General features: G+C 42.2%; 23 protein-coding genes and 1 other annotated feature. Of the genes, 2 read left to right on the top strand and 21 right to left on the bottom strand.

Features of this window, described 5'->3' with window-relative positions:
* Positions 1–135: 135 nt before the first annotated feature.
* From ileS to typA, 13 genes are all read right to left on the bottom strand, one after another.
* Positions 136–2,928: an isoleucine--tRNA ligase gene (ileS, locus tag PCY07_RS08470; RefSeq protein WP_301356205.1), complete on the bottom strand. Its 2,793-nt coding sequence runs from the start codon at positions 2,926–2,928 to the stop codon at positions 136–138.
* A 252-nt stretch (positions 2,929–3,180) separates the two neighbouring features.
* Positions 3,181–3,999: a DivIVA domain-containing protein gene (locus tag PCY07_RS08465; protein ID WP_301356207.1), complete on the bottom strand. Its 819-nt coding sequence runs from the start codon at positions 3,997–3,999 to the stop codon at positions 3,181–3,183.
* A gap of 9 nt (positions 4,000–4,008) precedes the next feature.
* Positions 4,009–4,800, bottom strand: a complete 792-nt coding sequence (locus PCY07_RS08460; RefSeq protein WP_101771007.1) for a YlmH/Sll1252 family protein — start codon at positions 4,798–4,800, stop codon at positions 4,009–4,011.
* Positions 4,801–4,806: 6 nt separating this feature from the next.
* The gene (locus PCY07_RS08455) at positions 4,807–5,070 is read right to left on the bottom strand and encodes a YggT family protein (RefSeq protein ID WP_301356210.1); all 264 of its coding nucleotides are present in this window, start codon (positions 5,068–5,070) and stop codon (positions 4,807–4,809) included.
* Between the two features lies 1 nt (position 5,071).
* Positions 5,072–5,701: a cell division protein SepF gene (locus PCY07_RS08450; protein ID WP_003005962.1), complete on the bottom strand. Its 630-nt coding sequence runs from the start codon at positions 5,699–5,701 to the stop codon at positions 5,072–5,074.
* 9 nt (positions 5,702–5,710) lie between these two features.
* Positions 5,711–6,379 (bottom strand): YggS family pyridoxal phosphate-dependent enzyme, encoded by a 669-nt coding sequence (locus tag PCY07_RS08445; RefSeq protein ID WP_301356212.1) that lies wholly within the window; start codon positions 6,377–6,379, stop codon positions 5,711–5,713.
* Positions 6,380–6,381: 2 nt separating this feature from the next.
* Positions 6,382–7,647, bottom strand: a complete 1,266-nt coding sequence (gene ftsZ, locus PCY07_RS08440) for a cell division protein FtsZ (RefSeq protein WP_003017936.1) — start codon at positions 7,645–7,647, stop codon at positions 6,382–6,384.
* A gap of 15 nt (positions 7,648–7,662) precedes the next feature.
* Positions 7,663–9,051, bottom strand: a complete 1,389-nt coding sequence (gene ftsA / locus PCY07_RS08435; RefSeq protein WP_003017956.1) for a cell division protein FtsA — start codon at positions 9,049–9,051, stop codon at positions 7,663–7,665.
* Between the two features lie 142 nt (positions 9,052–9,193).
* A complete protein-coding gene (locus tag PCY07_RS08430) occupies positions 9,194–10,405 on the bottom strand; it encodes an FtsQ-type POTRA domain-containing protein (RefSeq protein WP_301356215.1) in 1,212 nt (403 codons plus the stop codon).
* Positions 10,389–11,471 (bottom strand): UDP-N-acetylglucosamine--N-acetylmuramyl-(pentapeptide) pyrophosphoryl-undecaprenol N-acetylglucosamine transferase, encoded by a 1,083-nt coding sequence (locus PCY07_RS08425; RefSeq protein WP_301356217.1) that lies wholly within the window; start codon positions 11,469–11,471, stop codon positions 10,389–10,391. Before PCY07_RS08425 ends, PCY07_RS08430 begins: the two co-directional genes overlap by 17 nt.
* Before the next feature lies 1 nt (position 11,472).
* On the bottom strand, positions 11,473–12,822 hold the full coding sequence (murD, locus tag PCY07_RS08420; protein WP_301356219.1) for a UDP-N-acetylmuramoyl-L-alanine--D-glutamate ligase: 1,350 nt from the start codon (positions 12,820–12,822) through the stop codon (positions 11,473–11,475).
* An 83-nt stretch (positions 12,823–12,905) separates the two neighbouring features.
* A complete protein-coding gene (locus PCY07_RS08415) occupies positions 12,906–13,160 on the bottom strand; it encodes a DUF3165 family protein (protein WP_003017963.1) in 255 nt (84 codons plus the stop codon).
* 23 nt (positions 13,161–13,183) lie between these two features.
* Positions 13,184–15,031: a translational GTPase TypA gene (typA, locus tag PCY07_RS08410; RefSeq protein WP_003017941.1), complete on the bottom strand. Its 1,848-nt coding sequence runs from the start codon at positions 15,029–15,031 to the stop codon at positions 13,184–13,186.
* Positions 15,032–15,209: 178 nt separating this feature from the next.
* On the opposite strand from typA, the gene PCY07_RS08405 reads away from it, so the two are divergent.
* Positions 15,210–15,935: a 16S rRNA pseudouridine(516) synthase gene (locus tag PCY07_RS08405; RefSeq protein ID WP_301356221.1), complete on the top strand. Its 726-nt coding sequence runs from the start codon at positions 15,210–15,212 to the stop codon at positions 15,933–15,935.
* 48 nt (positions 15,936–15,983) lie between these two features.
* Here the strand turns inward: PCY07_RS08405 and PCY07_RS08400 are convergent, their stop codons facing one another.
* Positions 15,984–16,367, bottom strand: a complete 384-nt coding sequence (locus PCY07_RS08400) for a rhodanese-like domain-containing protein (RefSeq protein ID WP_013903208.1) — start codon at positions 16,365–16,367, stop codon at positions 15,984–15,986.
* Positions 16,367–16,585 carry a YqgQ family protein gene (locus tag PCY07_RS08395; protein ID WP_003017930.1) on the bottom strand — a complete coding sequence of 73 codons (219 nt, stop codon included), beginning with the start codon at positions 16,583–16,585 and terminating at the stop codon, positions 16,367–16,369. The genes PCY07_RS08400 and PCY07_RS08395 overlap by 1 nt, the downstream gene beginning before the upstream one ends.
* 87 nt (positions 16,586–16,672) lie before the next feature.
* On the opposite strand from PCY07_RS08395, the gene PCY07_RS08390 reads away from it, so the two are divergent.
* Complete coding sequence (locus PCY07_RS08390; protein ID WP_195916002.1) at positions 16,673–17,332, top strand: A24 family peptidase; 660 nt, start codon at positions 16,673–16,675, stop codon at positions 17,330–17,332.
* A gap of 7 nt (positions 17,333–17,339) precedes the next feature.
* Here PCY07_RS08390 and trpB read toward each other — a convergent pair whose 3' ends face one another.
* The 6 genes from trpB to PCY07_RS08360 form a co-directional block, all read right to left on the bottom strand.
* Entirely contained in the window at positions 17,340–18,527 is a 1,188-nt protein-coding gene (gene trpB / locus PCY07_RS08385) for a tryptophan synthase subunit beta (RefSeq protein WP_003017923.1), read from the bottom strand.
* Positions 18,528–18,648: 121 nt separating this feature from the next.
* Positions 18,649–18,884 (bottom strand) — a binding site (T-box leader).
* A gap of 67 nt (positions 18,885–18,951) precedes the next feature.
* Positions 18,952–19,479, bottom strand: a complete 528-nt coding sequence (locus PCY07_RS08380) for a VanZ family protein (protein WP_301356225.1) — start codon at positions 19,477–19,479, stop codon at positions 18,952–18,954.
* Positions 19,466–20,554: a 23S rRNA (adenine(2503)-C(2))-methyltransferase RlmN gene (gene rlmN, locus PCY07_RS08375; RefSeq protein ID WP_195228006.1), complete on the bottom strand. Its 1,089-nt coding sequence runs from the start codon at positions 20,552–20,554 to the stop codon at positions 19,466–19,468. Before rlmN ends, PCY07_RS08380 begins: the two co-directional genes overlap by 14 nt.
* 6 nt (positions 20,555–20,560) lie before the next feature.
* Positions 20,561–21,136: a YutD-like domain-containing protein gene (locus PCY07_RS08370; RefSeq protein ID WP_195228007.1), complete on the bottom strand. Its 576-nt coding sequence runs from the start codon at positions 21,134–21,136 to the stop codon at positions 20,561–20,563.
* A 284-nt stretch (positions 21,137–21,420) separates the two neighbouring features.
* The gene (locus PCY07_RS08365) at positions 21,421–23,133 is read right to left on the bottom strand and encodes a sensor histidine kinase (RefSeq protein WP_301356228.1); all 1,713 of its coding nucleotides are present in this window, start codon (positions 23,131–23,133) and stop codon (positions 21,421–21,423) included.
* A complete protein-coding gene (locus PCY07_RS08360) occupies positions 23,130–23,864 on the bottom strand; it encodes a response regulator (protein ID WP_070586395.1) in 735 nt (244 codons plus the stop codon). Before PCY07_RS08360 ends, PCY07_RS08365 begins: the two co-directional genes overlap by 4 nt.
* Positions 23,865–23,903 lie beyond the last annotated feature (39 nt).

The following is a 23,903-nucleotide window of genomic DNA, read 5'->3' as shown; positions in this document are numbered from 1 at the left end:
AAGACGCAGTGGTTGAGTGGGCTCTACTACGCTGATTTCATCAGCTTTTACAGCCCTACTCAACTGTGCGGAGGTGGGACGACGAAATCGAATTCTAACGAATTACCGATTTCTGTCCCACTCTCTTAATGGCTTTTATTTAGCTTCAAATCCTTCTGCGACTGCGTCCGCAAAGTTCTCTTCGACGATGCTTGCACAGTGATCACAGATGGTTGCGTGGTAGTGACGTTCAGTAGTTGTTGGATCGATGCGACGGCAACGGTCACAAACTTCACCAGCTGCACGTTCAACCGTGAAGGCTACATCTTCAAAAGTCACTGCACCTTCTGGAGCTGGTCCTTCTTCGATGGTCAACTCGGAAACAATCAAGAGTTGAGCAACATTGCTATCAACAGCTCCAAGAAGTGTTTTCACAACTTCATTTGGATAAACAGTCAAATGAGCTTCAAGTGATTTACCAATCACTTTCTCATTCCGCGCTTCTTCCAAGGCTTTTTGAGCTTGACCACGGAAGTCCATGAAAGCTGACCAAGTATCCAGGATTTCTTCTTGGTTGGCAAACGTTTCTGCTTCTGGCAATTCTGACAATTGAACGAAGTCTTCCGCTTCAAACTCAAGATAAGACCAGATTTCTTCAGCAGTGTGAGGAAGAATTGGCGTCAAGAGTTTAGTGATTTTCACAAGGATATCATAGAAAACTGTTTGCATTTGACGGCGTTCGAGGGATTTAGCTCCTTCGATGTAAACAACATCCTTGGCAAAATCCAGGTAGAAGGCAGACAGATCAACGTTGATAAAGTTCACTAGCGCCTTGTAGATCGTCAAGAACTCAAAGTTTTCATAAGCGTCACGGATGGTCTTGACAAGCTGGTTAAAGCGAATCGTCATGTACTTGTCCACTGAACGAAGCTCATCATAAGCAACTGCATCCTCAGCTGGGTTAAAGTCTGAAGTATTGGCAATCAAGAAACGAAGAGTATTCCGGATCTTACGGTAAGTCTCAGACACTTGGCTCAAGATATCCATTGAGATACGCACGTCATTGCTTGAATCTACACTGGTTACCCAGAGACGCAAGATTTCGGCACCAAATTGCTTTTCAACATCACTTGGAGCAATGGTATTTCCAAGAGATTTAGACATCTTCTCACCTTTCCCATCCAATGCGAAACCTTGAGACAAGATTTGTTTGTATGGTGCGACACCATGGTTCGCCACAGAAGTGATAAGAGATGAGTTGAACCAACCACGGTATTGGTCTGAACCTTCTAGGTAGAGATCCGCTGGATAAGTCAACTCAGGACGGTTAACCACAACCCCATTCCATGATGAACCTGAGTCAAACCAGACGTCCATGATATCTGTTTCTTTTGTAAATTCGCCATTTGGTGAACCCGGATGCGTAAATCCTTCTGGCAAGAGGTCTTTCGCTTCACGCTGCCACCAGATGATCGAACCATGTTCTTCAAAGAGTTGCGCTACATGTTCGATGGTTTCAGCCGTCATGATTGGTGTTCCATCTTCTGCATAGAAGATTGGAAGAGGCACACCCCAGGCACGTTGACGAGAGATCACCCAGTCACCACGGTCACGAATCATATTGTAAAGACGCACTTTCCCCCATTCTGAGTGGAATTTCACTTTTTCAATTTCGTCCAAGATATCTTGACGGAATTTTGATACAGAAGCGAACCATTGTGGAACTGCACGCCAGATAATTGGTTTTTTCGTCCGCCAGTCAAATGGGTAGGAGTGAGAGATTTCTTCTTGAGCAAGGAGCAAATCACCAAGTTTTTCGATGACAGTTGGAACAACCTTGTCATAGAACTGACCTGCAAAGTCAGGGCCAGCATTCTCCATCATGATTCCACGTTCGTTAACAGTAACAGCAACTTCGAGGCCATTGGCAATCCCTACATTGTAGTCATCCTCACCAAAACCAGGAGCGGTATGGACGATACCAGTACCTGAATCAAGGGTTACATGCCCACCAAGGATCACCAATTCATCAACTTCAGGATCCCATGGGTGTTCTGTAACGATATGGTTCAATTCTTTCCCTTGGTAAGTCGCAAGAACTTCAGCATTTTCCCAACCAAATTTTTCAGAAAGGCTTGGCAAGAGTTCAGAGGCTACGACGTACTTGCGGTCTGATCCAGCAGGCTTCACTACAACATAATCAAACTCTGCACCTACCGTCAATCCACGAGAAGCTGTAACAGTAAATGGAGTTGTTGTCCAGACAACGATGTAAGTATCTGTATCTAGGACACCCTTACCATCTTTAACTTTGTTAGCATAGTAAAGAGACGTTGATACCAAATCATGGTATTCAATCTCTGCTTCAGCAAGAGCTGATTCAGAAGACCAAGACCAGTAAACTGGCTTAGCCCCACGGTAGATATAACCTTTATTGGCCATTTCGCCAAAGACGCGGATTTGCGCCGCTTCATAGTCAGGCGTTAAGGTCACATAAGGATGATCCCAATCACCTGAAACACCCAAGCGTTTGAAGTCTTCGCGTTGTTTATCTACTTGAGAAAGAGCGTATTCACGGCAGAGTTTCAAATACTCAACCAAGTCCATTTCTTTGCGTTTCACACCTTGTTTAGCCAATACTTGCTCAATTGGCAAACCATGGGTATCCCAACCTGGGATATACGGTGCATAAAATCCTGACATAGACTTGGAACGAACGATGATATCTTTTGAGATCTTGTTCATAGCATGTCCTACGTGAATATTTCCGTTGGCATAAGGAGGGCCATCATGAAGTGTAAAATGCGGTTTCCCTTCATTCAACTCTTGACGGCGTTGATACAATTTTGCATCTTCCCATTCTTTTTGCCAAACAGGTTCTTTCGTTGGAAGCCCAGCCCGCATTGGAAAAGCTGTTTTTCCAAGATTCAATGTTTCTTTGAGTTTCATTGTGTCTCCTTATTGATTTAAAAGCTATAAAAAAACACGAGCATCCTAAAAAGGACGATTGCTCGTGGTACCACCTTTGTTCGAGAAGTCGCAAGCGACCTTCTCCTCTCATCCCGTAACGAGGGAAACGTCCGTTCTTACTCAAGGGTTCAGAACGAATACTGTAAAAGGATCATCCATTAAGAGGGAGTGCAGACCTTCCACCATCATCTGCTCGCTAGACCTATCATTAATGGACCTGTTTTTACAAAATTATAAAATATTGACAGATTCACGATTCGTTTCGTCTTCTGGTTGAACCGGTTCCTCAACAACCGCCTCATTTTCATGACGAGCGTGCTCTGCTTCTTCTAAAGCGGATTGAACTTTTTCATTCAAACCTTCAAACGCTTGTGTTGCACCCAATTCTAAATTAGCTGCTTCGATGCGTTTTTGCAATTCTTCGATTTCAGCTGGAGAGAATTGACGAGTCAAATCGATATTCTCATTTTCTGGATGATGGTGCACTGATTCACCCAAAGCTCTTTCAACAATTTCACGGAAAGCTTCATCACTTGTCTGAATATACATAGCAGTTGGACGAAGAATTTCATCCCATTCAGGCGTATCGATAATGCTCAATTGGCTTTCGATTGTTGATTTCAAACGTTGATGGAAGACACGTGTCTTGTTTTTCAATTCTTCCGTTTCAACTGCAACTTTCTTGGCATTATCCGTTGCGTGACGAAGAATTTCATTTGCTTTTTGTTTAGCCTCATCAACTAAATGTTGTGCATCTTGCTCTGCTTGACGAACAATATTTTCTGAACGCTCATTAGCAGCTTGCTTCACACGTTCAGCAGTATCTTGCGCAATCAAAACTGACTGACTCAATGAATCTTTCATTTCATCAAAATAGTTCAACCGTTCTTCAAGGGCATGAATTTTTGTTTCTTGATCATGATTCAAACGAACAAGATCCTCATAATCACGCACAACGATATCAAGGAATTCTTCTACTTCATTCGCATCATACCCTCTAAATTTAACGCCAAAAGTTTTATCTTTAATTTCTAAAGCAGTAAGAGCCATAACTCCTCCTCATTTTTTACTTAAGAGTACTTCAACAGTTAATTTGTATTTTCCACTCTTTGAAATACCATTTTCAGAAACAATTTTAAGACGCCCAAAGCGTCGGACACTGACTAAATCATTCAGACCTACAGCATAGCTAACATTGGAAGTTGTCGCATAGTTAACTTTCACCAAACCAGAACTAATCAACTGACTAGCCTGTGAACGCGAAAGCTTGAAGGTCCCAGCAATCACCTTGTCTAGCCGAAAACTCGACACGAGAATATCTCGTTGCTGGCTTTCTTCCTCTACGATCATTTGTTCTGATAGAGGAACTTCCCTAAGCCTAACAGGTACCCGAGAAATTTTCTGGATGTGATCCATAAAATAGTGAACAAAACGCTGTTCAACAAACACTTGGATCTTTCCATCACTCGTCAGAATATCTCCAAAGGACTTGCGCTCCACTCCTAATTGGTGAACAATGGTCCCCAGTACCTGAGAATGACTCAAGTGATGAAATTTTGAAGCATAGACCATTTCCAATAAGGCCAGATCGAAGTCATTTGGATCCAATTGATAATAATCCGGAGCCACAATGACCTTGGCATACTCCATTTTCTGCTCATCACTAGAAGCAAAGACCTGTAACTGATAGCTAGCGGCAACATTTCGTAAAATAGTGACCTGATGAGGGTTTAAAAAACCCGTCACCTCAACAGAATAGCGTTCCATCACTCTTTCAGACAATTCAATACAACGATCAATGAATTCGTGATCTTCACGATTGAAATGTTGGTAAATCTCTTTCTGTCCCATCGTATACTAACCAATCAATTGTAGAAATAGTTGCCCCAACAACTGGTTTAATACATTCAAAACCAGCAGCGCTACAAGAACCGTAAAATCCAAGCCTCCAAACTGCAAGGGTAGCTTTCTAAAAAGGCTCAAAAATGGTTCAACTAGGCGGTGAACCATTTGTCCAAGAGTACTTTGAGGTGCCCCAGGGAACCAAGAAAGTAAGGCATAGATGACAAGAATAATGGAATAGATTTGAATGATATTGGATAGATATTGAAGGATAATCATCTTAACGATTACGTTTCATATCATAGTCAAATTCTGTCACTTCCACATCATTTGGAAGGCGGATATCTTCAATGTTAACGACTACATTAATTGGAGTCAACAAGTACATCGTACTTGCAACACGACGAAGATTTCCTGCTAAAACATAACGAGCCCCATCCAAATAATCTAGACAACGACGTGCTTGTACTTCTGTCATATATTGGAAGTCAATCAAGATACTCTCATTAGATAGTAATAGATCAACAATTTCAGTCGCTTCCTCGTATTTGCGGGGATAGCGCACATCAATGGTAATCTTTTCATCTGTATTCGCACGATTAGCAGCCAATTCACGTTGACGTTCATGCAAGCGAGTAATATTTTCAGATGTATTTTTCGTAGTTGAAACAGGTTCCTTCACTGCCGCTGTAGACACTGGAGTCGTAACAGGTGCGACAGGAGTCGGTTTTGGTTTTACTGGTTCTCTTTGACTAATCTGTGGACGTGGAGAAGTCACTTGAGGAGTCGGCTGTGGCTGTGGAACTGGTTGTGTTTCCGCCCCAGCTGCTTTTGCCTCGCGAACTTCTACTTCTTCACCGTCTTCTGTGAAGTAGTCAATAAAGTTGTTAAATTTATCTTTTAATGACATAGTTCTTTCCTATTTAAAAAATGATGTCCCAATTCTTACATAAGTCGCTCCGTTCGCAATGGCTACTTCAAAGTCACGACTCATACCCATACTTAGTTCTGAAAAAGGCATATTTTTTAATTGTTTCTTTTCTAGTTGTTTCTGAAGTTGGTGAGTTTTTGAAAAAATATCCTGCAACTCTTCTTGACTAGCCTCAAAAGGAGCCATCGTCATTAAACCAACAATTTCAATTTTGTCCAGCTGTGCAATTTCTGCTAAAACATCATCCAGTTCATCGGGTGCAAATCCATGCTTACTTTCTTCACCAGAAATGTTCACTTGGAGGAAACACTTGATCGGGTGTTCTGCTCGTTTTTGAATTTCTTGAGCAAGCTTCACCGAATCCAAGGCATGAAAGTAATCGACGAAATTGATTACATCTTTTACTTTCCTCCGTTGGAGGCTCCCAATCAAGTGCCAAGTAAGATCATACTCTTTTAGTGCTTGATACTTTTCTAGGAATTTATCGACACGATTTTCACCGATATGCTGAATCCCTGTTTTCACCAGTGCTTCTGTTGTGGCAACATCCACATACTTGGTGACAGCTATCACATTGACTTGATCTTGACGGTTAGCTTTGTTTCTTGCAGTTTCTACTTGTTGCCGAACAAGATCAGCATTCTCTATCAGATTCATGATTAACGATTCCGGAAGAATGGTGGTGTTTCCAATTCATCATCATCTGAAGATGAATCTACGTAACGATCAACTTGATGAGTTGATGTTGGTTCAGTTTGGCGAACGATATTCTCACGACGGATATCCCAATCACCAAAAGCTGAGCCACGGTTTGGTTCTACCGCTGGACGACTTGGAGTTGTTGGCAATTCAACATCTTGTTTCAAATCAAATTCACGGTCAAATGGTGCAGTTTGTGGGCGTTGTTCACGTGGTCCTGTTTTATAAGGACGTTGTGAGGAAGCAATTCCGCTGACGCGTTCTACCTTGTCTTGACGGACACCAGTTGCAACAACCGTCACGCGGATTTCATCTTTAAGGGTTTCATCGATAGATGTACCCAACCAGATGTTCACTCCGTGACCTGCAGCTTGGTTCACAATTTCTGAAGCTTCTTCAGCTTCGATCAAAGTCATATCCAAACCACCTGTTACGTTGACGATCACGTCTTCTGCACCATCGATTGTGGTTTCAAGAAGTGGAGAGTAAATTGCTTTACGAGCCGCTTCGATAACGCGTTCTTCGCCGCTACCAACACCAATACCCATGAGGGCATTTCCTTTGTTTTCCATAACGGTCTTCACGTCTGCAAAGTCAAGGTTGATCAATCCAGGACTTGTGATCAAGTCAGTGATCCCTTGAACACCTTGGCGAAGAACGTTGTCTGCTTCACTCAAAGCTTCAAGAAGCGGTGTCTTCTTGTCCACAATTTCAAGTAAGTTGTTATTAGAAATAATCAACAATGTGTCAACATGTTCGCGAAGTTCATTGATCCCTTCAATAGCGAAGTTGCCACGTTTTGAACCTTCAAACCCGAATGGACGAGTGACAACCGCTACTGTCAAAGCACCTACAGCTTTGGCAATACGAGCGATGACTGGTGCAGCACCTGTACCAGATCCTCCACCCATCCCTGCAGTAATGAAGACCATGTCTGCACCTTGCAAAGCCTCTGTTAACACTTCTTCGCTTTCTTCAGCCGCCTTACGACCAACTTCAGGTTGACCTCCAGCACCCAATCCACGAGTCAATTTTGGACCCAATTGGATAACTGTTTCAGCTTTTGCACTTGAAAGTGCTTGAACATCTGTATTAGCTGCGATGAATTCTACACCGGCAACGCCTTCGTCAATCATACGATTGATGGCGTTACCGCCACCGCCACCGACACCGATTACTTTAATTACTGCACCTTGTGCCGCTGCTGTGTCAAATGAAAATGTCATAAATACTTACACTCCTTAATCAAACATATTACCGATTAAATTTTTCATTCGGTCTGTGAATGTAGCTTTTTGTTCTTGATTGCTATCACTATTCGCTGCAGGAATTTCTGGTGCAGCTACTGGAGATTCGATCTTTTCAGCGTTGTAAGCTGGTACTACCGGTTGTGCTGGAATAGCAGGTTGCGGTTGTGCTTGAGGTTGAGCTGGTCGATCAAATTGAATTGGTTGCTGGCGAAGACGTTGGTCTCCATGCACAGCAGCCTGAGCAAGAATGTCCACATCTGTCAAATTGCCTGCATACTCAGACAAACTAATTACGTGGGCAAAGGCTGGATTGCGAATTCCAATTTGATTTGGAACAAATAATTTTACATTTACACCAAAGACTTCTTGAGCCAATTCTTCAACACCAGGAAGGATCGCACCTCCACCGATAATCACAATACCTCCAGGAAGATCCAATAAATGTCTTCTCTCGAGGTCTTGTTTGATTTGCTCAAAAATGTGTTTGATTCGTGCCGAAATGATTTCAGCTAAGTACTTCTCTGTAACTTCAACTGGCTCTACTTCACCAATGACTTCTACATGGAATACTTCGTTTCCAGCAGATGGAACATAGGCTTCACCGTAGTTGAACTTCAAGCCTTCTGCCAATTTTTGAGAAGTCTTCAATACCTTAGAAATATCTTTGGTAACGTAATCGCCACCTTCTTGGTAAATATTTGTAAATTGAAGTTCTTGGCTACGAACAGATGCTACTGTTGTTTGGCCACCACCCAGATCAATCACTGTTGCTCCGAATTCACGTTCACCTTCGTTCAAGACTGTTTTGATCATAGCAAGTGGTGAAATAATGATGTTTTCAACTTGTAAGCCTGCACGTTCAACTGTTTTACGCAAATTGTGCAAAATGGTACGTGGCCCTGTATAAAGAAGTCCACGCATTTCAAGTCGGATTCCCATCATTCCACGTGGATCGCGAATTCCTTGGAAACCATCTACTGTGAATTCTTCAGGAATGAAGGTGATTACCTCACGATCCGGTGTCATACTTTTTGTGAGTGCAGATTTGACAACATTTTCAACATCTGCATCTGTGATTTCTTTCGAATCGCTTGTGACTGGAATCATTCCTTGAGTTGCTTCGATTTGTAGTAAGTTTGCAGGCAACCCAACATTGACTAGATTGATTGAAATCCCTGCTTTTTCTTCAGCTTGGCTGATTGCATTTTTTATTGCAGTTGAAGCAGCTTCGATATCTACTATAATTCCATCTTTGACGCCAGCACTTTTTGCATTGCTGACTCCAATTACATTCATTTCTCCGTTGACATGTTCTGCCACCAATACTTTTATTGAACTAGTACCGATATCTAAACCTGTAAAAAAGCCGTCTCTAGCCATTACACCAGTCCTCTCTCTTTATTTGTTTTCACTTTACATCTATTTATAGCCCTTTTGGTTAGAACTATCCAAACTTCATTATATCACAAAGAAGCATATAATGGACATTTTTTCTTTAATTATTTGAGATAATTTATGGGCTTTAGTCATTTCCTGAAGGATTCCGTTCCTCTGTATTTGACTCTTGCGTTGATTCCTCAGAATGTTCTCCTTGGTTTTCGGAAGCTTCAGCTTTCTCCTTTTCGGCCTTCTCTTTCGCATCCGCGATCGATTGTTCGCTATAGCTGAAAATTCCTGCTTCCATATCAATAGTTGAAGCATCATCCAATTGTTTACTGATAGCCTTGTAGTAAGAAAGTTTTCGGTTAATTTGCGAAATAGGAATCAAGATTTTATTTTCATTTTTCATGGTAATAGTCACCAGATCCTTCGTTACCTTACTAGGTGTCAAATCAACAGAAACAATACCATTGGTGATTGAAGAGGAAATGGACGACATTTCTTTTACAAATTGTCTAATCAATTCCCGATCTGAAAACTTCAAACTAGTATAAGAAGACGGTAATTCAGACGTTGGAGTGACTATTTCGACCACCTCACCATTTTCTAATACTGGGTAGTGATCTTCTCCCGTAACATAATAAGCAACCACTTTATGTTCTGTCACATTGACCTTAAAGGTCACTGGAAAGTGATAATTCATATGTATTTCTTTGATCCACGGGCTAGCTGCTTTCATATTCTGTTCATAAATCGACTTATGAATAAAGGTCGTCAGAGTATAATCTTCTTCTTTGATCTGGCTTTTTTTATACAATTGTTGCTGATCAACCACTTTGTTTCCAGAAAATTCAATCACTTTTTGTGTAGATAAAGGACTTAAGAAATAAAGAGAAAGAAGTGCAACCAACGAGCTAATCCCTAAAACAGGAAGGGCACGATAGATATGACGTTTTGCCACTGCCGGTTCCTTCTTCGATTTTTTCGTCTTCAAGCGTTCAAAAAATGAAGGCTTTTTCACTTGCTTCTCTAAATGATCTAGCTCCTCTATAGCTGGATCGTATTTTTCTCCATCTGAACTTTCCCCATCCGTTTCTGGATCCTCTTCGACTTCAGATTTATTTTCCTCTTCAGACTCTTTTATTTCGTCAGTTTCTTCCTCTGAGACAGAAGCTATTTCTTTTTCTGAAAGATCTTCGTTTTCTTTTGCTTCTTCTCTTTCAGTTTCCACAGCTTTAGACTCTTCCGTTTTTTCTAAGGCTTTTTTTTCTAAATATTCTTTATTTCTTTTTTGCCAGGCTGACAATTCTGTAATTTTGTCATCCGTTGGTGTTTTTTTATTGTCGTCCGTCATCTTTTCCCTTACTGATATCTTTTTGAAGCAGGCCATAAAAATCGTCTAGTGAAAGGAGTTCCGTCGATTTTTCCATTGCTTGGTGGTAGACTTGGCTTTGCTTCAACATTTCTTGAATGGTTTCATTAAAGGTTTCGAGCGTCAATTGATCTTCCTGCAATTGCTCTGCATAACCTTTATCCACAAAATACTGGGCATTTTCAATCTGATCGCCACGGCTGGCTTCTTTTCCTAGCGGTACAATCAGGTGGAGTTTATTCATGGCCAAGAGTTCAAACAAGGTATTGGCCCCACCTCTAGTCACCACTAAATCGGCCTTCTGGAGCATGGGCAAATACTGATCGGTTACATAATCTACTCGATACAAGCCACCCTCAGCCTGATTCAATGTTGAATCGCCTGTCAAATTGATGATATTGTATTGTTGCAAGAGCTCTGCTTGATGCTCTGTCACAAATTCATTAAAGACACGCGCACCTGCTGATCCTCCGACAAATAAAAGGGTCGGCAACTCTTTTCGAAATCCTTTTGTTTTTTCTTCTAAAACTTCTGAAGTTGGAGAAACAGGATCTGTGACCTTGGTCACCGCACCGATATGCGCACTCTTTGTCAAACCATGAGCTTGCTCGAAGGTCGTGTACATCTTGGTAGCAAATTTATAAGCAATTTTATTGGCCAATCCCATAGAAAGATCAGACTCATGGATATAGACAGGTACACGAGTGAGACGGGCTGCGATCACCGGTGGCACCGATACAAATCCACCTTTTGAAAAGAGAACTTGCGGACGCACACGAAGTAGGATTGCTATGGATTGAAGCGTTCCCCAAGCTACCTTGAAAACATCCATCATATTTTGGAAAGAGAAATAGCGACGCAATTTCCCCGTTGCAATTGAATGGAATCGTACCTCTAATCCAGACTTTTTGATCTCTTGGTATTCGATTCCTTTTTTGTCCCCAATATAATGGACTTCCCATCCATCTTCGATAAATTTTGGAATCAAGAGGAGATTAAGGGTCACATGTCCCACGGTTCCCCCACCAGTAAACATTATTTTTTTCATCTTATTTCAACCCTTTTACAGTAGCAAGGAATTCATCCCCACGCACTTCAAAATTCGGATACATATCCCAGCTAGCATTGGCAGGACTTAGTAGCACAACATCGCCAGGTCTAGCCAAGTCGAAGGCTTTCTTTGTAGCATCTGCTACATCTGCCGCATCGACATAAGGGACGCCTGCTTTATCGGCTGCGCGTTTCACTCGAGGAGCCGATTCCCCTAGAATCACCATTTCCTTTAGACCTGTAATATGAGGTACCAATTCATCGAATTCATTGCCTCGATCGAGCCCTCCTGCAATCAAGATCACCTTGCTGTTATCAAAACCAGAAAGAGCTTTTTGTGTTGCTAAAATATTGGTCGATTTGCTATCATTGTAGAATTTGACACCTTGAATTTCATCCACATATTGAAGACGGTGTTTCACACCTCCAAAGGCCGACAAGGTTTCTTTAATGACCTCATTCTCTACACCCCGGACTTTTGCAACAGCTATCGTTGCCAAGGCATTTTCTACATTGTGGCTACCTGGAACCCCCAGTTCATCTGCTCGCATAACAACTTCTCCCTTAAACTTGAGAAGTCCATCTTCCAAATAAGCACCGTCCACCTTTTCGATTGTAGAAAATGGAAGGACCCTTGCCTTGGTTTTTGTAGCGAGTTTCTTAGCCAAGTCTTGATTGAAGTTCAATACAATGACATCTTTTTCTGTCATATTCTTTTGAAGATTCCATTTAGCGGCTACATAATTTTCAAAAGAACCATGATAATCGATATGGGTTGGCATGAGGTTGGTAATCACTGCAATATCTGGATGGAAGGCTTCAATTCCCATCAATTGGAAAGAAGACAATTCCATGACCAGAACTTCCTTTTCTGTCGCTGTTTGTGCGACTTGACTGGCTGGAAAACCAATATTCCCAGACAATAGACCACCTTGACCAGCAGCCGTCAAGACTTCCCCGATCATGGTTGTCGTCGTCGTTTTTCCGTTTGATCCTGTAATCCCAATAATTGGCGCATCCGAAATCAGATAAGCCAATTCTACTTCAGTAAGGACTGGAATACCCTTTTCAAGCGCTTTTTCGACCATCGGATTCGTATAAGGGATTCCTGGATTTTTGACCATGACCGCAAAGTCTTCATCCAACAACTCCAGAGGGTGGCCTCCTGTCACAACTTTAATCCCTTCTTCCAGTAAACTTTGTGCTGCTGGATTTTCTTCAAAAGGTTTGCCATCATTGACGGTCACAATCGCTCCTAAGCGCTCCAACAAACGGGCAGCTGACTCGCCTGACTTAGCCAAACCTAATACAAGAACCTTTTTATTTTCAAATTGTTTCACAAATTTCATGATTTCTTCGCTCCATTTTTATCACTCTCTATTTTACCTTTTTTTAGCAAAATTAAAAAGCCCAAAGGGCTTTAAAAATCACGTCATCGTTTATTTTTCTGTTTGGTTGTCATTTTTGAAATATCCACTAAAGCTAGATAACCAATAGAGGCTAGAAAAGCGCCAACAAAAAATTCAGATGGTAATTGAAAAATTTGAAAAATAGCAAGGCAAGTGAGAACGATAATCGAGACGATCAAAATAACCAATACTACACTATCTAACGTGCCACGGATGCTTTTTGGTGTCATAAAAAGATAAAAAAGGAGAATCAAAATCCCTAAGATAAAATAGACCATTTTGTTTCTCCTTTCTTTCAGTATTATTCAGCAGCTGCTGATTTTTTCTTTTTATTTGCTTTTTCGCGTTCTGCTTTGTTCAAGATTTGTTTACGCAAACGGATGGATTCAGGTGTTACTTCCATATACTCATCGTCGTTCAAGAACTCAAGAGATTCTTCCAAGGTCAAGATACGAGGAGTCTTGATGACCGCTGTTTGGTCCTTGGTAGCTGAACGAACGTTGGTCATTTGTTTTGCTTTCGTAATGTTTACGGTCAAGTCGTTCTCACGAGAGTTTTCCCCGATGATCATTCCTTCGTAAACTTCTGTACCTGGATTGACAAAGATCGTACCACGTTCTTCGATAGACATAATAGAGTAAGTGGTTGCTTTTCCGTTATCGATTGAAACAAGAGCACCACGGTGACGTCCACCGATTTCTCCTGGAATTACTGGCAAGTATTGGTCAAAGGTGTGGTTCATGATTCCGTAACCACGTGTCATTGACAAGAACTCTGTTGAGTATCCAATCAAACCACGCGCCGGAACAAGGAAGACCAAACGAGTTTGACCGTTACCAGTTGAGATCATATCCAACATTTCACCTTTACGTTCAGAAAGGCTTTGAATAACAGATCCTTGGTATTCTTCTGGTGTGTCGATTTGTACACGCTCAAATGGTTCACATTTGACACCATCGATTTCCTTGATAATAACTTCTGGACGAGATACTTGCAATTCGTATCCTTCACGACGCATGGTTTCGATCAAGATAGACAAGTGCAATTCCCCACGTCCTGAAACTGTCCATTTGTCAGGCGAATCAGTTGGGTCAACACGAAGAGAGACGTCTGTTTGCAATTCCGCTTGCAAGCGTTCTTCAACTTTACGAGAGGTTACCCATTTTCCTTCGCGACCAGCAAATGGTGAGTTGTTGACCAAGAAGGTCATTTGAAGCGTTGGTTCATCGATGTGAAGGATTGGAAGAGCTTCAACTGCGTCTGTCGGTGTGATGGTTTCTCCAACGAAGATATCTTCCATACCAGAGATCGCGATCAAGTCACCCGCTTTAGCTTCTTGAATTTCACGACGTTCCAAACCAAAGAAACCAAAGAGTTTGGTAACACGGAAGTTCTTAGTCGTTCCATCCAATTTAGAAAGGGTTACTTGATCCCCAACTTTTACAGTACCACGGAAGACACGTCCGATACCGATACGTCCAACGAAGTCGTTGTAATCAAGCAGGGATACTTGGAATTGAAGAGGCTCATCTGAGTTATCAACTGGTGCTGGGATGTGATCAATGATGGTATCAAAGATCGGTGCCATTGTGTGCTCTTGATCAGCCGGATCATCTGAAAGCGAAGATGTTCCGTTGATCGCTGATGCATAAACAACTGGGAATTCCAATTGGTCATCATCCGCACCTAATTCGATGAACAGTTCAAGAACTTCATCTACAACTTCTTCTGGACGAGCAGATGGTTTATCGATTTTGTTGACTACAACGATCGGAACAAGATCTTGTTCCAAGGCTTTTTTCAATACGAAACGAGTCTGAGGCATTGTTCCTTCGTAGGCATCTACGACCAATACAACCCCATCAACCATTTTCATGATCCGTTCCACTTCTCCACCGAAGTCCGCGTGTCCTGGTGTGTCCATGATATTGATTCGAGTTCCGTTATAAGCAACGGCTGTATTTTTAGCAAGGATCGTGATCCCACGTTCTTTTTCAAGATCGTTTGAGTCCATTGCACGTTCTTGCAATTCTTTACGTTCATCCAAGGTGTGCGATTGTTTCAACAATTCGTCTACCAAGGTTGTTTTACCATGGTCAACGTGGGCAATGATCGCAACGTTACGAATATCTTCTCTTAATTTTGTCATGATTTCCTCTATAAAATTTTAAATAATATTTCTAACTGAACAATTATACCACAGTCCTATCTAAAAAACACAGTTCAGCTAGTTGTAAATGTTTTCATCTTCATTTCTTTTCTCCGACTCGATTTCCTTTTCTTTTCATGATACACTGATGATAAGAATTTCAGAAAAAGAGGCTCCCATGAGATTAGATCAATTGATGGCAGACCATCAGTACGCTCGCAAAGACATCAAACAACTTCTAGCCCGAAGGCAAATCTTGGTCGATCACCTACCAGCTCAAAAGCTATCCCAAAACATCGACCCTGGACTCCAACAGATTCAAATAGGGGAACGAATTATTCAAGAACCGCGTCACCACTACTACATGCTCCATAAACCAATCGGGGCCGTGACCGCCAAAAGAGACGCCCACCATCCAACGGTGATCGATCTAGTAGACCCTCAACAAGAGTACCCAGACCTCTATCCGCTTGGTCGACTCGATCGCGATACCAGTGGTTTGCTCCTCATCACAGATAATGGTCCCTTAGGATTTCAACTGCTCCATCCTCAATACCATGTGGAGAAGGTCTATGAGGTAGAAGTCAATGGTCCGCTCTATGCAGCCCACATCGAGCAATTTCTGAATGGGATTTCATTCACAGACGGCCCTGTCTGCAAGCCTGCCTCCTTGACCATTCTAGAAAGCCACCCCAGCTACAGCAAGGCCCAGGTCCGAATCTCAGAAGGAAAATACCACCAAGTGAAAAAGATGTTTTTGGCCATTGGAGTCAAAGTAATGACCTTAAAACGCTTGTCTTTTGGTCCCTTCACCTTGGATCCTCAGTTAGCCCCTAGCGAAAGCCGGCCTTTGAATGAGGTAGAGCTCACTTGGGTCAAAGATTTCCTTGAAAAAACGAGATAAAAAAGCTCTAACCACACACTTTGTGCAGTTAGAGCTTTATTTATTAGGTTAGGCGTCTTTTTTCACTTTCCCATTCCAAGAATCAAGACCATAAGACAAGACATAAATGTCTGTATAACCCTGTTTCTTAAGATAGAGAGCTGCATTGGTTACACGCGAACTACGGCTATTCTCATAGAGCAAAATTGGTTTGTCTTTGCGCAAGGCTGCAAGACTCAATTTCAACTGAGTAGAAGGAATGTTACGAGCTCCTAAAATATGCTTGGCATGAAACTCAGCTGGCTCTCGCAAGTCAATCAACTGACCTTTACGAATCAGCTCTTCAAAAGTCGCATTGTCCACAAATTTAGCAGCTTTACGGATGCGGAAATAATTAAATGCCATCCATCCAAATGCTCCTAAAATAACCAACCAAACAATGATATTTCCCATCACTCTACCTCACTCTTTTTCAAAAATTCTAATTCTTGCTTGTGTTCTCTTCTTAAAACGGTATCGGCTTCTAAATAATCGAGCCGCTCCATCAGGCCTGCATCATAAAGACGTTGAAGCTCAATTTTCATCAATTCGATGTCATAGAGGCGCTTCCCTACGTAAATGATGATTCCAAAACGTTTTAAAAATTGTTGAACATCATACAGGTTTTTCATGTTCATTATTGTATCAAATTTAGAAAGGCTTTACAAGATATTCAAGTAAATGATGATATTTTTCGATTGCTTTACGAATAAATAAGTATGATCAACTTTTATTTTTTTACCATCGGTACTTGTATCGCCTCTTTTTTGGGGCTAGTTGTCGACCGTTTTCCAAACCAATCCATTCTCGCTCCTCGCAGTCATTGCGATCACTGCCAGCACATCCTTGGAGTTTGGGATTTGATCCCTATCCTCTCGCAACTACTCCATCGCTTTCGCTGTCGGTATTGTCATCAGACCTATCCATTTTGGTACTGCCTTTTTGAGGTCTGGAGTGGCCTGCTCTTTTTGGCCTGTGCCAATGGTTTTCTTTCTCTGCCTCAACTTCTAACACTACTGGGAGCTGCCGTTTTAGCCATCTATGACCTTCGCTTTATGGAATACCCTTTATTCATCTGGTGCTGTCTCCATGCCCTGGTCCTCTTTTTATCCAGTAGTAATCTCCTCATGCTGGTCTTTTTACTCCTTGCGATCGGAGCTCACTTTTTCTTTATCGGAATAGGAGCAGGAGATTTTCTCTTACTAGCTACCTTTTCGCTAAGCTTTTCTTCTACCCAGATCCTCATTCTCATTCAGATCGCATCCATCTTAGGCATTCTCGTCTTTGCTCTCAAAAAAGAAAGAGACCGGATTCCCTTTGTTCCCTGTCTCTTTCTCAGTTATCACGCTTTACTGCTTTATACAATGTTTTGCAGATAAGTTCTTCTTATTTTGCAGCCTTCGCTTCTAGATAATCAGCGATGGCAGCTACATCCTTGTCCCCACGTCCGGAAACATTGATGATGATGATCTTGTCTTTATCTAATTGTGGAGCACGTTTAACCGCTTCTGCAATCGCGTGTGAGCTTTCAATGGCTGGGAGGATCCCTTCTGTCTTACTGAGAAGAAGAAGAGCTTCTACTGCTTCATCATCTGTCGCTGCTACATATTCTACACGACCAGAATCTTTAAAGAAAGCATGCTCTGGGCCAACCCCTGGGTAGTCCAAACCAGCAGAGATCGAGTAAACTGGCGCTACTTTTCCATCTTCGCCAAAGACTGCATAGGTCTTCATACCATCAACCACACCGATAGTCCCTTTGGTCATAGTCGCTGCGTGTTGATCGGTGTCCAAGCCATGACCAGCTGCTTCTACCCCAATCAAGCCGACTTCCTCTTCTGCGACATATTCAGAAAAGGCACCAATGGCATTAGAGCCACCACCGACACAGGCAATGACATAATCTGGCAAACGACCTTCTTTTTCCAAGATTTGACGTTTAGATTCTTCACTGATCACCTTTTGGAATTCATGCACAATGGTTGGGTAAGGGTGAGGGCCAACAGCAGAACCCAAAACGTAAAAGGCATCCAGATCTGCCATCCATGCTCCAAACGCAGCATCAACGGCGTCTTTCAAAGTCTTAGTCCCGGTTTCAACCGCATGGACGGTTGCCCCCATCATTTCCATACGGAAGACATTCAAGCGTTGGCGTTCCACGTCTTCTGCCCCCATGTAGACATCACAGGCCATGCCAAACTTAGCTGCCGCTGCTGCTGTAGCCACACCGTGTTGACCTGCTCCTGTTTCAGCAATCACGCGCGTTTTGCCCATGCGTTTAGCCAAGAGAATTTGCCCCAAGACGTTATTTAATTTATGCGAACCTAGGTGATTCAAGTCTTCGCGCTTTAAATAAATTTTTGCCCCACCTAAATGCTCTGTCAAACTTTCCGCAAAGTAGAGTGGTGTTTCGCGTCCAGAATAGTCTTTCAAATAATGTTTGTATTCTGCGATAAATTCTGGGTCATTTTTATACTGTTCAAAGGTTTCCTCTAATTGATTGAGCAAGTTTTGAATGGGTTCTGGTACGAAAGATCCACCAAATTGTCCAAAATAGCCTTTTGTTTCTGTCATGATTGTGTCCTCTTTTCTATATCTTCAATCCTGTTTATGATCTTTTTCTCTCGCCGGCCCTTTGAGCTGCAGTCTCACTGGGTTCCTTTGAGATACAAAAAACCTCACACAGATTTTTCTGTGTGAGGACGATTCGATACCGCGGTGCCACCTCAATTGTAGGAAGCTATTCTTTCTCCTACATCTCTGACCTGTCTAACAACAGGGTGCACGATAAGGTGTGCTCACCGAATTTTTATTGTTTCAAATTCATTATCATAAACGCATCAGCCCATTTCAAGATTCACCACTGCTTGTTCGCAATCACCACAAGCTCCCTGGAAGTGAGAAAAATCCCTACTTATCTGATGTCTTGAAGCTATTATAGCTCCCGCTTCTGACTTTGTCAACAAAAATTTTAAAAAGTGGTTAAAATGTTCGGATTTTACATTTCCCCATTTTTTGCTAGCAATCGTGCTCTGAAATACTGAAAGCCTAGATAAGCCAGATAAGCCCCTAAGGTATTGGTCCACAAATCATCTAGCTCAAAGACACGATTGGCATCAAACAAGAGATCTAACAGAACTTGGCTACATTCAATCCACAAGCTCATCGCAAAGCCGAAGCACAAGACCCGTTTGCGACTCCTCAACCAGGGCCATAGCCAGAGAAGTTGAAAGACCAGCGGGCTTAACAAAAAGATATTGGCTATGTTTTGGAGAATGACCTTAATGAGTTGGATGGTACTGGTGATCTGGCCAAGATTCATCACCGAATTAAGAGGAACCAGCAGGACGACGATGCGACCGAAATGTTGAATACCCGGGGTTTCCATACCTGGCTCTGGCTGTTGGGGCAAAAAACACATCAGACACAAGAGGATAAAATAGAAGAAGCTGCCACTCCGTAACAGACTTCTTCCTCTTTTTGTTAGTTCTGTATGATCGATCAGCCCTTGTTTAAGGTTGCGCATGTTGAACAATCGCTTTCTCCCGATCCCGTTTCATGGTATTTGAACGCAATTGGCCACAGGCAGCATCAATATCTGTACCGTGCTCTTGACGCACTACACAGTTAACACCTTGTTTTTTCAAGGTATCATAGAAGGCCATGACCCGTTCTTTTGGACTCCGACTATATTGGTCATGCTCACTGACAGGATTGTAAGGAATCAAGTTAACATAAGACAATTTCTTGATATTCTTGAGCAATTCTGCCAACTCTAAGGCTTGCTCGACCCCATCATTGACTTCATTGAGCATGATGTACTCAAAGGTCACCCGACGGTTCGTAGTCTCAATATAGTATTCAATCGCCGCAAACAATTTTTCAATTGGAAAGGCCCGGTTGATCTTCATAATGCTAGAGCGCAAGTCATTGTTTGGAGCATGAAGAGACACTGCCAAATTGACCTGCACACCTTCATTTGCAAAGTCACGAATTTTATGAGCCAAACCAGAAGTTGACACGGTAATATGACGAGCACCAATCGCTAATCCCTTGTCATCGTTGACCGTTCGAATAAATTTCAAGACATTGTTATAGTTGTCAAATGGTTCTCCAATCCCCATGACAACGATATGGCTGACCCGTTCATCTTGGCCACGTTCGTCAAAGTATTTTTGGACCAACATGATTTGAGATACGATTTCCCCATTGTTCAAATCGCGTTGTTTTTTGATCAAACCAGAAGCACAGAAGGTACAACCGATATTGCATCCTACCTGAGTCGTTACACAGACAGATAATCCATAGTGCTGACGCATCAAGACGGTTTCAATCAACATGCCGTCTGGCAATTCAAAAAGATACTTGACCGTTCCATCTGCTGACTCTTGCACGATTCGTTGCTTGAGTGGGTTGACGACAAACTGATCATTCAACTTAACAATCAAGTCCTTAGATAGATTGGTCATTTCTTCGAAGGACTGGACGCGTTTGCGATAGAGCCATTCCCAGATTTGTGCTGCACGGAATTTCTTTTCGCCGTTTTCTTCCGCCCAATCAATCATATCTTGGCGTGTTAAACTATAAATGGATGGTTTCATTCTTTCTTACTCCTCTTTTTGTCGAATCACAAAATGACGTTTGTTGTTCGTCTTCGTTGTTTTTTTCGTTTCAGCAGACGGTCTTGTTTTTTTCGAGTTTTTTGCTGGTTGTCCCTTGTCGCGTTCTCGTTTTTGGAAACGATCTTTTTGTTTGCGATTGCGCGAACGCTTCTTGGGCTCTCTTTCTTCTGATTGAGCTTTTTTGACCGGTGATTTCTTATCAAAAGAAGCACGATGAGGCTCCTTATTTTCAAGGACAAAATAAGCACAACCATAGCTACAATATTCCAATAGATAATCGTCTAAGCGACTTAATTTATCCATCGTTGCAACATCGCGTTCTTCTTTATAAAAGCCACGCAAGCGCAACTGCTCATTGCTCCAATCACCAACAATGTAATCAAACTTGGTTAAAATCTCAGAAAATCGCTGACCAAAAACAGTCGCATCAAATGCTTCCTTCTCATTTTTCAAGAGCTCAAAGGAGAGGTTTTCTGAACGGATTTGGTCTCCTACCTGATGAAAGACAGGTCCAGGAAATTTATTGTAATTATATAATTCAGGGTCAATCTCTTTTCGCATAGTGTTCCTTCATCAAAATCTATTTACTGTAACACTTTATTTTATCATAAATTTGATGACTTGCGTCAGATTTGACTAGAAAAGAGTTGAAATTCCTTTGAGAGCAAAAAGAGAGTGGGACAGAAATCGGTAATTCGTTAGAATTCGATTTCGTCGTCCCACCTCCTCACAGTTGAGTAGGGCTGTAAAAGCTGATGAAATCAGCGTAGTAGAGCCCATTCAACCACTGCGTCTTGCTCGACAATCCAAAAATAATTGAGAGGCTAGGACTTTTGTCCCAGCCTCTATGAATATTCATTGCCGGATGAAAGGGGCAAATAAAGAGTGATTTTCGTATAGCTATTGGCCTTAGAATCAATCTCCATATGATAGGCTTCGCCAAATTGAAGATGTAATCGTTGGTCCACATTTTTCAAGCCAACACCTCCTAAACGAAGAAGGGTTTGGTCTGTTGCTTCTGATCGGTCAAACCCTCGTCCATTGTCAAAAATCGATACGCATGCGTAGTCTCCACTGACTTCAGTTGTCACTCGAATGAGACCTGGCCGATCGATCTCTTTAATGCCATGGTAAATCGCATTTTCCACCAAGGGTTGAAGCACTAATTTTGGAAGCTGATAGTCGCCCAACCGTTCATCTTCTAGAATTTCATAGTGGAGCTTTTCTCCATAACGTTGCTTCTGAATGAAAAGATACTGGCGGACATGGTCGATTTCATCACTCAGTAGGATTTGTTCCTGGCCTTGGTTAAGAGCCAGTCGAAAATATTGAGCCAGAGACTTAGTGATATCGACCACGCGCCGACTATCGTTAAACTCCGCCATCCAGACAATCGTATCCAAGGTATTGTAGAGAAAATGCGGATTTATCTGAGCAGAAAGTGCCCGCAGCTCGTACCGCCGTGCGTTCTGTTCCTCTTCCTTGACCTGTTGCATGAGGTGATCGATTTGGTCCAACATGGCATTAAAAGCTTGAGCGAGGTCGACCAATTCTGGAGATCCTTTGGCTGCAGCCCTCAAGTTGGCATCTCCTGCTCCAATCCTCAAAATGATAGTCTGAAGGTCTCGTAAGGGTTTGATCCACAAACGCAGAACAAAGGTAATCCCTATTAAACACATGATCAAGGCCAGTAATCCTAGACCAATGAAAGAGTACAGGAGCTGCGACTGAAGCATCTGAAGTCCTTCAAGTGAAGCCACTCCAATCAAGGTCCAATCACTATTTGGAATCGGAACCTGATAGATAAAATTCTGTCCTTCTTTAGCATAGCCATCTTTCACAGCAATATAGGGCTGCATGGCCTGCATTTCTTGGCTGGAGGAATAGACCGCCTTTTTAGGATGGTAGACAAACTCATGCTTTTGATTAATGATAAAACTAAAGCCTTGTTTCCCTAGTTGAAGGTGATCCAAGTAAGCCTGAAGGCTATCGTAGCCAATATCCAAGCGTACTACTCCGAGATTTTGACCAGCCTGATCGACCACTTCTTGGGTAATAGAAACCACCCATTTTTCTTTTTCCGAGGTCAAGGATTCCTTTCGAGCTGGCGTCAAGACCGGCATGGCTCTTTCCTTTATCGCCTCTTGATACCAGCTTTCATTCATCATATCTGAAGAAGTCTGCATGCTGATTTTGGAATCTGTCGCTACCAGACGTCCATCCTTGGTCACCAAGACCGCTGAGACTAGGTCCGGATCCGTTTCAATCATCGTTCGCATCAAGTGCTGAACCGTTTCTTGATTCGCACTCTTGTCTTGAGCAAATTGGCGAACAGCCTGCTCTTTGCTAAGAACCGTCGTGGTCTGCTTTAATTTTTTTAGATAGGAGGTGATAAACTGACTGCTTTGATCGATACTATTTCTTGTCGTCCGCTCTGTTTGCTGGCGGATCGTCCCTGAACTCGTTTGATAGTAAAGGCTACCGATGAGACCAAACAGCAAGAGAATGAAGAGAAAAAAGTAGAGAACCAGTTGAATCAGCAAGGGATATCGTTTCATTCATGCTCTCCTTTTTTGTACTGCCTTGGTGTCACCCCAACAACCTGCTTAAAGCGTTGAGAAAAATAGTTCATATCTTCAAAACCCACCTGATCGGCGATCTCATAAATCTTTAAATCCGTCGTGAGAAGCAAGAGTTGAGCCTTCTTCATTCGCTCTTGGATGAGGTAGTCTTGGAAGGGGAGTCCCAATTTTTTCTTGATCAATACACTTAGATAAGAGGCACTGAAACCAAGTTGATAGGCCAGATCCTTTAGGGTTAACTGGGAATCTGCCAAACGAGCATGAATGGCTTCTTCTAAGTCTGTCGAATAACCATGACTGACCAAATCTTCGACTTGCGCTTTCTTTCGCTCTTGATCGAGTTTTCTTTTCACCTTTGCTAACATCTCTTCAATATCATCTTTTGAAAAAGGCTTCAGCAAATAATCATCTGCACCTAACTTAATGGCTTTTCTCGCAAACTCAAAGTCATCATAACCTGTCAAAAAAATGATATGACAAGACGGAGATTGCTCTTTGACGAGATGGGCTAGATCCAAGCCATTCATTTGTGGCATATTGATATCAGTTAGAAGGATATCAGCTGGTTGCTCTTGAAACTTCTCCCAGGCCTCACGTCCATTTTCTGCCTGGTTGATGACAGTCATTCCAAACTGTTCATAGTCCACTAAGGAAGTCAGACCCTGCCGGATAAGCTCTTCATCTTCCACAATCATGATCGCATACATGTCTTTCACCTACTTGTTTTTGCTATACTTATTATAGCA

Source organism: Streptococcus sp. SP1 (assembly GCF_030440005.1).
GTDB classification, from domain to species: domain Bacteria; phylum Bacillota; class Bacilli; order Lactobacillales; family Streptococcaceae; genus Streptococcus; species Streptococcus parasanguinis.
The sequence above is the reverse complement of the archived record's forward strand: the minus strand, read 5'-3'. Positions and strand labels throughout refer to the sequence as shown.